The following is a 14219-nucleotide window of genomic DNA, read 5'->3' as shown; positions in this document are numbered from 1 at the left end:
CCGGCCCTGTCGGTCGTGGTAGCCTCGCGCTATCCCGCTCGCAAGGACGACGATGATCATGGCCCTGCTGGATGACATCCTGTGCCTGGCGCTGCTGCTCGCGACCCTCTGGGGGGCGCTGGCCCTGGGCCATCGCCTGGCGCTCCCACGGCACGCGCGGTGGCTGGTGGTGGGGCTCTGGCTGCTGGCGGGGGGTGTCTGGCTATGGCTGGCCTGGCAGGGCCCACGGCTGGGGCCGCTTGCCGCCATGGCGGTGCAGATGACGGCGCTGCTGGCCTGGTGGCGGCGCCTGACCCCGGCGAAGGACCTGGTGTGGGCCGAGGATGTCGCCTACCTGGCGACGGGGGACGTCGAGGGGCAGCGGCTGACCCTGCACCGGGTACGCCATTTCGACTGGCAGACCCCGGACGATGCCCGCGGGGGCTGGGAGCAGCGCGTCTACGACCTGCGTCGGCTGGTCTCGGTGGACCTGTTCGTCTCGAGTTGGGGCCGGCCGGGTATCGCCCACGTGCTGGTCTCCTTCGGCTTTTCCGGTGAGGGGGCGGCCGAGGAGGACTTCGTGGCCTTCTCGGTGGAGGTGCGGCGCGAGCGTCACGAGCGCTTCTCGGAGATCGGCGGCTTCTTCAAGCAGTACGAACTGGCGATCATCGCGGCCGACGAGCGCGACGCGGTACGCCTGCGCAGCAACGTGCGGGGCGAGCGGGTCACCCTCTACCATGTCACCCTCTCGCCCGACGCCCGTCGCGACCTGCTGCTGGCCCTGGTGGCGGCGGCCAACGATCTGGAGCGTGAGCCGCGCTTCTACCACACCATCACCGCCAACTGCACCACCCTGATGTTCGCCATGATGCGCCGGATCATCGAGGGACTGCCGCTGGACCATCGCCTGCTGCTCAGCGGCCTGCTGCCGGGCTACATCCATGACCATGGCGGCCTGGTGGACGGCTATACCCTGCACGAGCTGCGCCGTCTGGGGGATATCACCGAGCGCGCCAGGCAGGCCCATGACGCCCCCGATTTCTCCCACCGGATACGCCAGGGGGTTCCCGGCTGGACGTCGCCTGACCGCCGCCCATGAAAAACGCCACGACGCGGACGTCGTGGCGGCATGTCTCTCCTCCCTGGGCATCGTCCCGATGCCTTTCTCCCTGGGGGGCCTCCAAGCCCCCACGCGTCCCTGGCGACGTGCCCGGCAGTGTCCCTTGCCTGTCTCCCACGTTATCGCTGATCCCCGTGACAGCGGTGTGATGGCCGGGTGACGGTTGCATGACATCCCGGACGCGGCGCGCCGGCAGGCCAGGCCGCCTTCTGGTAGAATCCTGCGCCGTTTCGTCTCAATCCAACTCTTTTTTCGGGAAAGCTGTCATGAATGCAGTAATCATTGCGGTGCTGGTGATGGTGGGCCTGTCGCTGGCACGGGTCTCGGTGGTCTTTGCGCTGGTGGTCGGTGCGCTGGTCGGGGGGCTGGTCGGCGGGCTCTCCATCGAGGCGACCCTGGCGGCCTTCAACGACGGCGTGGGCGGGGGCGCCAAGGTCGCGCTGGCCTACGCCACCCTCGGGGCCTTCGCGGTGGCGATCTCGCGCTCCGGGCTGCCGGACCTGCTGGCGCACCGGCTGATCCGGCTGCTCGGCCAGGAGGCCTCGGCGAGTCGCCAGGCCACCGTGAAGTATCTGCTGCTCGGCGCGGTGCTGCTGGTCTCGATCTCCTCCCAGAACCTGATTCCGGTGCACATCGCCTTCATCCCGATCCTCATCCCGCCGCTGCTCAAGGTGATGAACCAGCTGCGCCTGGATCGCCGGGCCGTGGCCTGTGCCCTGACCTTCGGCCTGACCGCCCCCTACATGCTGCTGCCGGTGGGCTTCGGGGCGATCTTCCTCAATGACATCCTGCTGGCCAACATCAACCAGGCCGGCGAATCCCTGGGGCTGGAGATCAGCCGCGGCATGGTGCCCCTGGCCATGGGCGTGCCGGTGGCCGGCATGGCGCTGGGCCTGCTGGTGGCGGTGTTCATCAGCTACCGTCGGCCACGGGATTACCAGGCGCTGGACGTGGCCACCAGCAACGTGCCGCACCACCACCCGGAAACCCACGAGCCGCACGCCCTGGGGCTGGTGATGTCGCTGGTGGCGATCGCCGCCGCGCTGGGCATCCAGCTGTATACCGGCTCGATGATCCTCGGCGGCCTGGTGGGCTTCGCGCTGCTGTCGGTGGGTGGCATCTTCAAATGGCGCGAAGCCGACGACCTCTTCACCAGCGGTATGCGCATGATGGCGCTGATCGGCTTCATCATGATCTCGGCCTCGGGCTTCGCCGCGGTGATGACCGCCACCGGGCAGATCGAGACTCTGGTGGCCGCAAGCGTCGAGGTGATTGGCGACAACCGCGGCCTGGCGGCACTGCTGATGCTGCTGGTGGGGCTGTTCATCACTCTGGGCATCGGCTCGTCGTTCTCCACCATCCCCATCATCGCGGCGATCTTCGTGCCCCTGGCGGTGCAGTTCGGCTTCTCGCCGCTGGCCACGGTGGCGCTGGTGGGGACTGCCGCGGCGCTGGGTGACGCCGGCTCGCCCGCCTCGGACTCCACCCTGGGGCCGACCTCGGGCCTCAACGTCGACCGCCAGCACGACCACATCTGGGACAGCGTGGTGCCGACCTTCCTGCACTACAACATCCCGCTGATCGCCTTCGGCTGGCTGGCGGCGATGACCCTCTGATCGCGCTCCCTGCGAGAACGACGACGGCGGCCCGGAGGCCGCCGTCGTCGTTTCTGCCCGTCACGCATTGGGCAGGTGACTTTCCAGGGAGGCGAGCAGGCCGCGCAGCAGCGAGAGTTCCTTGCGATTCGGCCGGGCCCGGGCGAACAGGGCCTCGAGCTGATCCTCGGTGCGGGCATGGGGCTGGGTGATGAACCCGCTGTGCTGCATCACCCGCGAGAGGTGCGTCTGGAAATGGCCGAGCTGCTCGCGTGAGGGCTGGCGCTCCTGCGCCGGCCGCGAAGGGCAGTAGCCGCTGTCGGGGCGGCGCCGCCAGGCGGTGAACAGCTCGTGGGCCAGGACCTGTACCGCCTGGGAGAGGTTGAGGATGCCGTAGTCGGGATTGGCGGGGATGCTGACCTGGTGGCTGCAGCAGCGGATCTCGTCGTTGGTCAGGCCGAAGCGCTCGCGGCCGAAGACCAGCGCCACCGGATCCTGGCTGGCCTGCGCCACCAGTGCCCGGGCCATCTCGTCGGGCTCGTCGAAGTGGGGCAGCGGCAGGCTGCGCAGCCGCGCGCTGGCCCCGACGACCTGGACGCAGTCGCTTACCGCCTCCGTCAGCGAGCCGACCACTCGAGCCCCCTCCACCAGGTCCTCGGCCCCCGCGGCCAGGCGCGAGGCCTCGGGGTCGGGGAACTGCCGGGGGTTGACCAGCACCAGGTCGGTCAGGCCCATGGTCTTCATGGCCCGGGCCGAGGCGCCGATGTTGCCGGGATGGTAGGTCTGGACGAGGACGATGCGGATATTGGACAGCATGAGTCGGCTCTATGCGAGATGAGCGCGTAGTGTACTGATTGGGCGGAAAGCTGTAAGCCGTAAGCTATAAGCTGTAAGAACCCCTCGGGCTCGAGTCATTCGCCCGAGTCGTGGTCCGGTCAAGATTGTCTTCCAGCTTAAGGCTTATGGCTTATAGCTAAAGAGACCCCCGCCGGTCTCCCGGCGGGGGTCTCGATCAGGCAGTGCCTGGGGCAGGGGGCTGGTTTACATCATGCCGCCCATACCACCCATACCACCCATGCCGCCCATGTCCGGCGCGGCTTCCTTCTCGTCCGGGTCGTCGGCGATCATGGCCTCGGTGGTGATCATGAGGCCGGCAACGGAACCAGCGGACTGCAGGGCAGAGCGGGTCACCTTGGCCGGGTCCAGCACGCCCATCTCGAACATGTCGCCGAACTCGCCGGTCTGGGCGTTGTAGCCGTAGTTGCCTTCACCTTCCTTCACCTTGTTGAGGATGACGGAGGCTTCCTGACCGGCGTTGGTGACGATCTGGCGCAGTGGGGTTTCCATGGCGCGCAACGCCAGGGCGATGCCGTGGTTCTGGTCCTCGTTGTCACCCTTGAGGCCGGCCAGCTTGGTCAGCACGCGCACCAGGGCCGTGCCGCCCCCGGGCACCACGCCTTCCTCGACGGCGGCGCGCGTGGAGTGCAGGGCGTCCTCGACGCGGGCCTTCTTCTCCTTCATCTCGATCTCGGTGGCGGCACCGACACGGATGACGGCGACACCGCCGGCGAGCTTGGCGACGCGCTCCTGGAGCTTCTCGCGATCGTAGTCGGAGGAGGTCTCCTCGATCTGCGCGCGGATCTGGCCGACGCGCGCCTCGATGTCACCGTCCTGGCCGGCGCCATCGATGAGGGTGGTGTTCTCCTTGGACATGGTCACGCGCTTGGCGGTGCCCAGGTGGTCCAGGGTCGCCTGCTCGAGGGTCAGGCCGACCTCCTCGGAGATCACGGTACCGCCAGTGAGGATGGCGATGTCCTGCAGCATGGCCTTGCGACGGTCACCGAAGCCCGGCGCCTTGGCGGCCGCGACCTTGACGATGCCACGCATGGTGTTGACCACCAGGGTAGCCAGCGCCTCGCCCTCGATGTCCTCGGCGATGATCACCAGCGGCTTGCCCGCCTTGGCCACGGCTTCCAACGTCGGCAGCAGCTCGCGGATGTTGGAGATCTTCTTGTCGACCAGCAGGATGTAGGGGTCTTCCAGCTCGACCGCCATGGTGTCCTGGTTGGTGACGAAGTAGGGCGACAGGTAGCCACGGTCGAACTGCATGCCCTCGACGACATCCAGCTCGTCCTCGAAGCCACGACCCTCGTCGACGGTGATCACGCCTTCCTTGCCGACCTTCTCCATGGCGTCGGCGATGATCTCGCCGATGCGCTTGTCGCCGTTGGCGGAGATGGTGCCGACCTGGGCGATGGCCTTGGAGTCGGTGCAGGGCACGGACAGCTCCTGGACGCCCTCGACGGCGGCGGCCACGGCCTGGTCGATGCCGCGCTTGAGGTCCATCGGGTTCATGCCCGCGGTCACCGCCTTCATGCCCTCAGTGACGATGGTCTGCGCCAGCACGGTGGCAGTGGTGGTACCGTCGCCGGCCACATCGGAGGTCTTGGAAGCGACTTCCTTGACCATCTGGGCGCCCATGTTCTCGAACCTGTCCTTGAGCTCGATCTCCTTGGCCACGGAGACGCCATCCTTGGTCACGGTCGGTGCACCGAAGGACTTCTCCAGCACCACGTTGCGGCCCTTCGGCCCCAGGGTGACCTTGACGGAGTTGGCCAGGAGGTCGACGCCGCGTGCCATGCGCTTGCGTGCATCATCGGAGAACTTGACTTGTTTTGCTGCCATTTTCGTATGCTTCCTGTGAGTTCGTGAACGTCAGTATCGAGCAGTTGCGGGTCGTGTCCGGGGTCAGCCTTCGACGACGGCCAGGATGTCGGACTCGCTCATGATCAGTACTTCCTCGCCGTCGATCTTCTGCTTCTCGACGCCGAAGCCATCCTTGAAGATCACGGTGTCACTGACCTTGACGTCGAGCGGGCGGACGTCGCCGTTATCGAGGATCCGGCCGTTACCGACGGCCAGGACTTCGCCACGCGTCGGCTTTTCCTGGGCGTTTCCCGGAAGCACGATGCCGCCAGCGGTCTTCTGTTCTTCTTCAACGCGACGGATCACGACGCGATCGTGCAAGGGACGGATGTTCATTGCTCACGTTCTCCTGATGGTTTGCTGTGCCCGAGCATTGCCCGGGCGGTTTTCATCATCGACCCGCCATCATGCTGCGGGGTGAAGGCGGGGTTCGCCTTCCTTGTCGATGGCTCGGGGGTTACCCCCGTGCCGAATCCTGATGCTGTCGGTTAAGTGGGGCTCGGCATTGGGCTTTCAAGGCCCCGCGTGAAAATTTTTTGCGCCCCGCTCACCGCGAGTCGTCACGCGAGATGAACTCGCCTTCCAGGGGCGCGTCCGGTCGGTCGCCGTGCGGCTCTTCGTTCTGCTCGTCAGCGCCCCGCTCCTCGCGGGATTCCCGGCGCGGGCCGGCCTGCTGCCAGTCGGCATCGGTGCCCTGGCGTGGGCGGTAGGTCCGGGCATGCAGGTGCAGGTCCTTCATGCGTACGCCCACCCAGCCCAGCAGCCTGGCCAGCAGACGCCGCGCATTGGGGATCAAGCACATGAAGCCCAGCGCGTCGGACAGGAAGCCGGGTGCCATCAGCAGCGCTCCACCGAAGATCAGTGCTGCCCCGGTCATAAGCTCGCCCGAGGGAATCTCCCCCTGGGCCATGCGCTCCTGGGCACGGGCGAAGGTGGCCACGCCTTCTCGGCGGATCATGTGCAGGCCGATGAAACCGGTGGCGAGGACCAGCAGCAAGGTGCTCAGCAGCCCGATCTGGCTGCCGACCGAGAACAGGATGACGAAGTCGAGCAGGGCGAAGAGGGTGAAGATGACGAGAAAGGGCATGATGACTCCGCGTATGACCGTTGCGCAGGTGATGGGGGCGGGGCAGGGGAATTCAAGCCATCGCCGTGGGGCGCGGGAGTGATGGAATATCTTTCCATGATTCGCTATGGTAATGGTGCAGCGCATCATAATAAGGGTCAACTGCCGGTCCCCGAGCCGGCGATTGCCCGGCAAGCGCGCCGACAACGCGATTTCCCATCCCTTGGAGAAGCGCCCATGAAACTCGACAATACCGTTATCGCCATCACCGGCGGCGCCCGCGGTCTCGGCCTGGCCATGGCTCGGCGGCTCGGTGGTCAGGGGGCGAGGCTCGCCCTGATGGACATGGACGGCGATGCCCTGGACCATGCCGTCTCCGCCCTGCACGCCGACGGGATCGAGGCCCGCGGCTTTGTGGTCGACGTGGCCGACGAGGCGTCGGTGACACAGGCGTTCCGTGACATCGCGCCATCGCTGGGTCCGATCCACGGCCTGGTCAACAACGCAGGCATCGTCCGCGACGGCCTGCTCGTCAAGGCCCGGGATGGTAAGGTGGAGAAGACCCTGCCGCTGGAGCAGTGGCAGCAGGTGATCGACGTCAACCTGACGGGCGTCTTCCTGTGCGGGCGCGAGGCATCGGTACAGATGATCGAGGCGGGCCACCGCGGCGTCATCGTCAATATCTCGAGCATCTCGCGGGCCGGCAACATGGGCCAGAGCAACTATGCCGCGGCCAAGGCCGGGGTGGTGGCGCTGACCACGACCTGGGCATCGGAACTGGCACGCTACGGCATTCGCGTCGGGGCGGTGGCGCCGGGCTTCATCGAGACGGACATGACCACGGCAATGCGCGAGGACATGCTCGACAAGCTGACGGCAGGGGTGCCCCTCGGACGGCTCGGCCAGCCCGAGGACATCGCCGAGAGCGTGGCCTTCATCATGACCAACGACTACTTCACCGGTCGCGTGGTCGAGTGTGACGGTGGCTTGCGGCTCTAGCCGACCATTTTAGGTTGAGAGGGTGACGCCGGCCGTGCGGCCGGCGTCGTCGGCGCCAACAGACGCAGGTCTGGTCAGAAGGTCACCTGGTCGGCGAGCCCCTCCACGGTTGCCTCGCCGATGCCGCTGACCCGCGTCATCTCCTCGGCGCTCGCGTAGGGGCCGTTCGCTTCCCGGTCCTCGACGATCGCGGTTGCGCGCGTCTCCCCGATGCCGGGCAACTCGGCGAGCAGCTCGGCGCCGGCACTGTTGACGTTGATCGGTTCCATCTCCTGGGCCAGGGCCTGGCCGGCAGTGAAGGTGGCGAGGCTCAGCAGCATGACTAGCAGCAGGCCGGTCAGGCGTCGCTTGATGGCGGTGTTCATGATCACTCTCCTTGTTCCTGGGTAATCGCGGCCGACACCGCGGAGCGCCGGCCTGCCCCTTTCAAGCTAGTGGGTTCGTGGCAGAGTTCGTGTCATCGAATGCGGTCATTTCATGTCAGCGATTGCCGAAGGCGCCTCGGCGACTTTGCGGACATGCGCCGTAGGCCATGGCTGATATACTGGGCCGATCACCCGTCCCGCCAGGAGTCTGCCTGTGCCCACCGCTTCGCCCCTGATCATCGCTCTCGACTATGCCTCCCTGGATGCCGCCCTGTGCATGGCCGATCGCCTCGATCCGGCGCGGTGCCGGCTCAAGGTGGGTAAGGAGCTCTTCACCCGCAGCGGGCCCGAGGTGCTCGATGCCCTGCACGGCCGCGGCTTCGAGGTGTTCCTGGATCTCAAGTTCCACGACATTCCCCACACCGTGGCCGGGGCGATCCAGGCCGCCGCCGAGCAGGGCGTATGGATGGTCAATGTCCATGCCGGCGGTGGCCGACGGATGATGGAGGCGGCCCGCGAGCGCCTGGACCGTCAAGGGCTGGCGACCCGGCTGATCGCGGTGACGGTACTGACCAGCATGGAGGCCGCCGACCTGGCGGAGGTGGGCATCGAGGCGTCGCCTGCCGACCAGGTCGAGCGCCTGGCCGTGCTGGCCCGAGAAAGCGGCATGGACGGGGTGGTCTGCTCGGCACGGGAGGCGTCGCGCCTGCATGAGCTTTGCGGCCGCGACTTTCTCAAGGTGACCCCGGGCATCCGGCCGAGCTTCGCCGTAGCGGATGACCAGCGTCGCATCATGACCCCGGCCGATGCCATGGCGGCCGGCAGTACCCACCTGGTGGTGGGACGCCCGGTGACCCAGGCGGAGGAGCCAATGGCCGCCCTGGCCGCCATCGAGAGCGAGCTTTCCGGCGGCTGAGCGCGGCTACTGGCTCTCGATGCCGGTGATTGGCTTGGTGGTGCCCCAGTTGCGACAGCGGGGGCACTGCCAATGCAGCCGTTCACCAGAGAAGCCGCAGCGACGGCAGCGGTGCCGGGGCATGGCCTGGACCAGGGTCTGGGTGTGGCGCTGCAGCAGCGCGAGGCGCTCGTCCTCCTCGCCGCTGTCGTTGTGCCGGTAGAGGGTTAGCAGGTAGTGCATTGCGCCCAGGCTCGGGGCATGGTCGAGCTGCTCGGTGACCAGCACCAGGGCATCCCGGTCATCGCCGTGATGGTGGCGCAACGTCTCGGCCAGGCGGATGATCACGCTGGTGCAGGGTGCCTGCTCGAGAAGCTCCTGCAGGCAGCGGATCAGGCCCTCCTCGTCATCCAGCAGCTGGTAGGCGCGGGCCAGGGGCTCGAGGATGGTGGGGGTGAAGGCGGGGTCCTGGTCGGGAATCCGCCTGAGCAGCCGGATGGAGGCCTTGTACTGCCCGGTATCGTGCTCCATGGCGGCCAGCAGCAGGTTGGCGCGCACGCATTGCGGATCGGTGGCCAGTGCCTGGCGCAGGTGGCGCCTGGCCAGCGCGGGGCTGGCCGAATGACGCTCCTGTTCGGCCAGCTCGCAGAGCCAGTGCGCCGCCGCGCGGCGGATGTCGTCGTGCTGGCGGACCAGCCTGGGCAGGGCGATATCCAGCGCGGCCTGCCATTCGCCCTCCCGTTCCAGCAGGTCGACCAGCAGCCGCCTGGCCGCATCGCGCAGCTCGTCATCCTGGCTGTCGCGCACCAGGCCCTGCAGCAGGCGCTCGGCGCGGTCGAGCAGTCCCAGGGCGAGGAAGTCGCGGGAGAGCTCGAGCTGGACCCTGTCGCTCTGCCCGGCGGTCAGTGTCGGCCGGGCGAGCAGGTTCTGGTGGATCTTCAGCGCACGGTCGGCCTCGCCCCGGGTGCGGAAGAGGTTGCCCAGCGCCAGGTGGGTCTCGATGGTGTCGCTGTTGACTTCCAGCGCGCCGATGAAGGTCTCGATGGCCCGGTCCTGCTGATCATTGAGCAGGTAGTTGAGGCCGACGAAGTAGTCCCGTGCCAGCGCCGGCGGCTGTGATGTCCTGCCGGTGCCCTGGCGCTCCCGGCGGCCCAGCCACCAGCCGATGGCGACGGCCACCACCAGCAGGGCCAGCAGGAAAACATCGGGCATTCTAGGGGAGTTCCTTCATCTCCTGGACGCGCAGGCGGTCGAGCTCCTTGCGCTGCTGCTGGTTGTGCCGTTGGGCGCGGGTCAGCAGGGTGCGCAGGCGCAGGTAGACGCCGCTCATGGCGAGCATGCCCAGCAGCACGCCCATGGCCAGCGAGGCCAGCAGCCAGACGGAGAGCGAGACGGCAGGCAGCTCGATCCAGATCAGGTTGAGGGGCAGGGCCTGCTGGTTGTTGACGGCAAAGAGGATGCCGATCAGCAGCACCGCCAGCAGGATGATGGCCAGGATCAGGCCTTTTAGCCAACGCATGTGCTTGTTCCCATGTCGGTTGAAGGAGAGACGGCGTCGCGGGGCGCCGCTTAGTAGCCGAGCGCGCGGCTGGCATCCACCTGTTCGCGCAGCTCCTTGCCGGGCTTGAAGTGTGGCACGAACTTGCCGTCGAGTGCGACAGGTTCCCCCGTCTTGGGGTTGCGACCCACCCGGGGCTCCCGATAGTGCAGCGAGAAGCTGCCGAAGCCGCGGATCTCCACGCGTCCCCCCTCGGCCAGGGTGTCGGTGATGTCGTCGAGGATCAGGCGTACCGCCGCCTCGACCTCCTTGACCGACAGCTCCGGCTGTCGCATGGCGATCTGTTCGATCAGTTCGGACTTGGTCATTGGCTCTACTCCATGCGGTCCTGCCTGGGTCGACGCGATCCCGGCGTTGTTGTTTTTCCAAAGCATACTGTGCAAGTCTCGATAAAACAACGCACTACGACCTTTTCTCGCGTTGGCAGGGAGTGAAGGGCCGGCGGGCTGCCGGCGGGGCGGGGCTCGGGTATACTGGCGCGACACTCATCCGACTCAACGAGGCCGATCTTGAACGACGATTCGTCACCGGAAGCGACACTGCGCAAGCGCCTCTACTGGCACTCGCGTCGCGGCATGTGGGAACTGGACCTGCTGCTGATTCCCTTCCTCGAGCAGTGCTATGGCGATCTGGACGAGGCGGACCAGGCGGCCTTCCGGTCACTGATCGAGGAGGAGGATCAGGACCTGTTCGCCTGGCTGATGCGCCGCGAGTGGCCCGTGGACCCGGCGCGGCGGCGCATCGTCAAATTGATCGTCGAGCATGCCGAGACCACCGACAACGATCGCTATCGCAACCTCTAGGCTGTCGCTAGCCGCGCATGGGCTCTCGGCTGCGGCGGTTGCCGGTCTGGTGGCAACGGTAGCACCGTCTTGGGCCGGTGGGCTCGCGGCGGTGGCGCTGGGTGGGGTGCTGGTCACGCTGGCCAGGCAGCGCCCGCGTGGCGAGCTGCGTGGCACGCCGAAGGCGGCGGGTGGCGTGGACTGGTCCTGGCGCGACAGCGCCGCCCGGGCCTGGCGCCCGGTGAGCCTGCGCTGCGACTACCTCGGTCCCTGGCTGATCGGGCTCAGGGTCGAGGGGCGGCGCCTGTGGCTGTGGCCCGACAGCAGCGACACCGAGTCGCTGCGTCGCCTGCGCCGGGAGTTGCTGCCGCTGCCCTGAAGGCCCCGACCACCGCTCAAGGGTCGCGGGATCAGATCGCCTCCAGGGCCTGCAGCCGGATCCGCGAGGGTTGCGGGGTCGCGTCGCCGTGGATCGGGCAATCCGGGTTGAAGTGCAGGCCGCGGGACTCGCGCCTTGCGCGGGCGCAGGCCACGCTGAGGCGCGCCAGGCGCAGCGCATGCCAGAGGTTCGCCAGGGGTACCGAGGGCGCGGCGTCCCTCATCCGGGGGGCGAGACGCCGATGCAGCTGCGCGAGGCCGCGGGCGGCCACGGCCAGCCCCTGGTCGGTGCGCACGATGGCCACGCGGGCACTCATCAGTTGGCGCATCATCTCGCGGATCTCCTCGATGTCGTCCAATGAGACCCGCTGCTGGCCCCAGTATGCCGGGGTCGGCTCGGTACCCGGCGGCGGTTCGGCGCTGCGCAGCCGTCGTGCACAGCTGCGGGCGTAGACCAGGCACTCCAGCAGGGAATTGCTGGCCATGCGGTTGGCCCCGTGCAGGCCGGTGCAGGCCACCTCGCCGATGGCGTGCAGCCGCGGGACCGTGGTGGCGCCCGCGAGATCGGTGGTGATTCCGCCGCAGCTGTAGTGGGCGGCCGGCACCACCGGAATCGGCTGGTGCACGATGTCGAGCCCGCGACTGGCGCAGTGGGCGTGGATGGTCGGGAAGTGGTGGCGGATGGCGGCTTCGCCGAGGTGGCGGATGTCCAGGTAGACATGGTCGCTGCCGGTGCGCTGCATCTGGGCATCGATTGCCCGGGCCACGATGTCGCGGGGCGCCAGCTCGGCCCGGGAATCCACCGCCGGCATGAAGCGCTCGCCCGCGGCGTCGATCAGCAGCCCGCCCTCGCCACGAACCGCCTCGCTGACCAGGAAGGCGGGGCCCTCGGGGTCATAGAGGCAGGTGGGGTGGAACTGCTGGAACTCCAGGTTCATCAGTTCGGCGCCGAGTTCGGCGGCCATCATCATGCCCTCGCCGCTGGCCGGCTGAGGGCTGGTGGTATGGCGATAGAGGCCGCTGGCCCCGCCGGTGGCGAGCACGGTGTCCTCGGCCAGCAGTTCATGCAGCCGGCCAGCGGCGTCCAGGCAGCGTGCCCCACGGCAGTGGTCCTCGCCGTCGCCGATCAGGCCGATGGCGGTGAGGTCGCCGCGCAGCGTGATCCCGGGGTGGGCGTCCACGTGCTGCCGCAGGGTCTCGACCACGGCGCGGCCGGTGGCATCGTCGGCGTGGATGATGCGTCGTGCGCCATGGCCGCCCTCGCGGGTGAGGTGGTAGGGATAGCCGGCATCGGCACTCGCGTCCGGCGTGAAGGGCACGCCCAGTGACAGCAGCCACTCGATGGCCGACGGCCCCTGCTCCACGGTGAAGCGCACCGCCCGCTCGTCGCACAGGCCATCACCCGCCACCAGGGTGTCGGCCACATGGGCCTCGATGTCGTCCTGGGGGGAGAGCACGGCGGCGATGCCGCCCTGGGCCCAGCGGCTGGCGCCCTGGTCGTCGCTGGCCGGTCGCAGCAGCGTGACCCGGCGATGGTCGGCCACCTCCAGTGCCAGTACCAGTCCGGCGACCCCGCCGCCGATGACCAGCACCTCATGCTTGCCGTCTATCATCTGCCTTTCCTTCTTGCGTTGGGGCTCGCGCGATGGCCGAGGGATCCTCGGTGAGACCGTGGTGGGGCGCCCGGCGACGCAGCCGCCGGCTGGGAAGGCGTTCGAGGCCGCCCAGGCGCTGGGTGAGGTCGGCGGTCAGGCGCGCCAGTTCCCGATTGAGCCACAGGTAGCCACTGGGGCTGAAGAGCATGCGGCCATCGGCGGACCGGGCATTGCCGGCCAGTTCGGCGTGGCGCTGCAGCTCGAAGGGCGTGATGGTCACGTCGACCGGCTGGCCGGTGCGCACCTGGAAGGCCAGGGTGCTGATGCCGCGGGCCAGGGTGTGCTGCTCCTCGCGGAGTCCGCTCATGGCGTCGATGCGCTCGTGCCCGTCGCGGCTGGTCCAGTGGGTCTCGAGCAGCAGCTCGATGGTGGAGAGCATGCGCCGCTGTAGCGAGATCAGGTCGTCCAGTTCGTGGCGGCTCAGCCGTCGCTCACGATGGATGGCATCCACCAGGCCTCGTTGCTTGACCAGCAGGCTGCTGGTGGCCTTGAGCAGCTCGCGGGCATCGATGTCGGGGGCTGCCGTGGCCGAGGTATGGGCCTGGTAGAGGCGGGCCATGCGGTCCAGGTTGTCGGCCAGCATGAAGCGCATCATGTCGGTGGCTTTCTGCGGCAGTACCAGCACCGTGACGGCGATGCCCACCAGGGTGCCGAGCAGTACGTCGAAGGCGCGCCACAGGGCGATATCGAGTTCCTGGGTGCCGTCGCCGACCACCAGCAGCAGGCTGATCGTGAACATCAGGCCACTGTAGCCGTGCCGGTTGCTGAAGGTCAGCCAGGTGGCGGTGGCGATGCCGGCGAGGGTAGCGAGGGGGACGAGCGGCGGCCAGGGCAGCGGCAGCAGGATCAGCAGCAGCCCCCAGCCGGCACCGAGCAGGGTGCCCAGCAGGCGCTGGCGCCCCTTGTCGAGCACGCCGCCGATGTGCGGCAGGTTGCCCATCACCATGATGGTGCTGACCAGCGCCCAGCCACTGTGCTGGATGGCAAAGAACTCGATGACGGCGAAGGTGAGGCACAGGGCCAGCATGATGCGCAGCACATGCAGCTTGCGCCGATGCTGGTAATTGACGTAGGGGTCGCGCAGGCGCGGCAGGATCATGTCATGGCGTCCCGTTTGAGGG

General features: G+C 68.0%; 16 protein-coding genes. 6 read left to right on the top strand and 10 right to left on the bottom strand.

The features are described from left to right. The first annotated feature begins 58 nt into the window (after window positions 1-58). Window positions 59-1078: a DUF4105 domain-containing protein gene (locus OP497_RS10605; protein WP_280548192.1), complete on the top strand. Its 1020-nt coding sequence runs from the start codon at window positions 59-61 to the stop codon at window positions 1076-1078. A gap of 287 nt (window positions 1079-1365) precedes the next feature. Next, a complete protein-coding gene (locus OP497_RS10600) occupies window positions 1366-2715 on the top strand; it encodes a Na+/H+ antiporter family protein (protein ID WP_280548191.1) in 1350 nt (449 codons plus the stop codon). 60 nt (window positions 2716-2775) lie between these two features. On the opposite strand, the gene OP497_RS10595 is transcribed toward OP497_RS10600, so the two are convergent. The 4 genes from OP497_RS10595 to OP497_RS10580 all read right to left on the bottom strand — a co-directional run bounded on the left by OP497_RS10595 (window position 2776) and on the right by OP497_RS10580 (window position 6487). After that, window positions 2776-3510, bottom strand: a complete 735-nt coding sequence (locus OP497_RS10595) for an RNA methyltransferase (protein ID WP_280548190.1) — start codon at window positions 3508-3510, stop codon at window positions 2776-2778. A gap of 225 nt (window positions 3511-3735) precedes the next feature. Further along, window positions 3736-5379: a chaperonin GroEL gene (gene groL / locus OP497_RS10590; RefSeq protein ID WP_280548189.1), complete on the bottom strand. Its 1644-nt coding sequence runs from the start codon at window positions 5377-5379 to the stop codon at window positions 3736-3738. Window positions 5380-5442: 63 nt separating this feature from the next. Next, window positions 5443-5736 (bottom strand): co-chaperone GroES, encoded by a 294-nt coding sequence (locus tag OP497_RS10585; RefSeq protein WP_280548188.1) that lies wholly within the window; start codon window positions 5734-5736, stop codon window positions 5443-5445. Window positions 5737-5947: 211 nt separating this feature from the next. Next, window positions 5948-6487 carry an FxsA family protein gene (locus OP497_RS10580; protein ID WP_280548187.1) on the bottom strand — a complete coding sequence of 180 codons (540 nt, stop codon included), beginning with the start codon at window positions 6485-6487 and terminating at the stop codon, window positions 5948-5950. Window positions 6488-6703: 216 nt separating this feature from the next. Between OP497_RS10580 and OP497_RS10575 the strand changes: the two genes are divergently transcribed. Beyond that, on the top strand, window positions 6704-7465 hold the full coding sequence (locus OP497_RS10575) for an SDR family oxidoreductase (protein WP_280548186.1): 762 nt from the start codon (window positions 6704-6706) through the stop codon (window positions 7463-7465). 74 nt (window positions 7466-7539) lie between these two features. Here OP497_RS10575 and OP497_RS10570 read toward each other — a convergent pair whose 3' ends face one another. Then, the gene (locus tag OP497_RS10570) at window positions 7540-7830 is read right to left on the bottom strand and encodes a ComEA family DNA-binding protein (RefSeq protein WP_280548185.1); all 291 of its coding nucleotides are present in this window, start codon (window positions 7828-7830) and stop codon (window positions 7540-7542) included. A gap of 214 nt (window positions 7831-8044) precedes the next feature. Here OP497_RS10570 and pyrF point away from each other — a divergent pair, with 214 nt between their 5' ends. Next, on the top strand, window positions 8045-8746 hold the full coding sequence (pyrF, locus tag OP497_RS10565) for an orotidine-5'-phosphate decarboxylase (protein WP_280548184.1): 702 nt from the start codon (window positions 8045-8047) through the stop codon (window positions 8744-8746). Between the two features lie 6 nt (window positions 8747-8752). Here pyrF and lapB read toward each other — a convergent pair whose 3' ends face one another. Genes lapB through OP497_RS10550 form a run of 3 tightly spaced genes read right to left on the bottom strand, consistent with a single transcriptional unit; the run spans window position 8753 to window position 10591 of the window. Beyond that, window positions 8753-9937, bottom strand: coding sequence for a lipopolysaccharide assembly protein LapB (gene lapB / locus OP497_RS10560; protein WP_280548183.1), 1185 nt, complete (start codon window positions 9935-9937; stop codon window positions 8753-8755). A 1-nt stretch (window position 9938) separates the two neighbouring features. Further along, the gene (locus tag OP497_RS10555) at window positions 9939-10244 is read right to left on the bottom strand and encodes a LapA family protein (protein ID WP_280548182.1); all 306 of its coding nucleotides are present in this window, start codon (window positions 10242-10244) and stop codon (window positions 9939-9941) included. Between the two features lie 50 nt (window positions 10245-10294). Continuing rightward, on the bottom strand, window positions 10295-10591 hold the full coding sequence (locus OP497_RS10550) for an integration host factor subunit beta (protein ID WP_040187190.1): 297 nt from the start codon (window positions 10589-10591) through the stop codon (window positions 10295-10297). Window positions 10592-10792: 201 nt separating this feature from the next. Between OP497_RS10550 and OP497_RS10545 the strand changes: the two genes are divergently transcribed. Further along, complete coding sequence (locus OP497_RS10545) at window positions 10793-11086, top strand: succinate dehydrogenase assembly factor 2 (protein WP_280548181.1); 294 nt, start codon at window positions 10793-10795, stop codon at window positions 11084-11086. A 49-nt stretch (window positions 11087-11135) separates the two neighbouring features. After that, window positions 11136-11444, top strand: a complete 309-nt coding sequence (locus OP497_RS10540; RefSeq protein WP_280548180.1) for a hypothetical protein — start codon at window positions 11136-11138, stop codon at window positions 11442-11444. A gap of 31 nt (window positions 11445-11475) precedes the next feature. On the opposite strand, the gene nadB is transcribed toward OP497_RS10540, so the two are convergent. Continuing rightward, window positions 11476-13056 carry an L-aspartate oxidase gene (gene nadB / locus OP497_RS10535; protein ID WP_280548179.1) on the bottom strand — a complete coding sequence of 527 codons (1581 nt, stop codon included), beginning with the start codon at window positions 13054-13056 and terminating at the stop codon, window positions 11476-11478. After that, complete coding sequence (locus OP497_RS10530; RefSeq protein WP_280548178.1) at window positions 13037-14197, bottom strand: FUSC family protein; 1161 nt, start codon at window positions 14195-14197, stop codon at window positions 13037-13039. The genes nadB and OP497_RS10530 overlap by 20 nt, the downstream gene beginning before the upstream one ends. Window positions 14198-14219 lie beyond the last annotated feature (22 nt).

It is taken from the genome of Halomonas sp. 11-S5 (assembly GCF_029889825.1).
Taxonomy (GTDB): Bacteria; Pseudomonadota; Gammaproteobacteria; order Pseudomonadales; family Halomonadaceae; genus Halomonas.
This window is presented reverse-complemented; position numbering and strand designations above follow the sequence as displayed.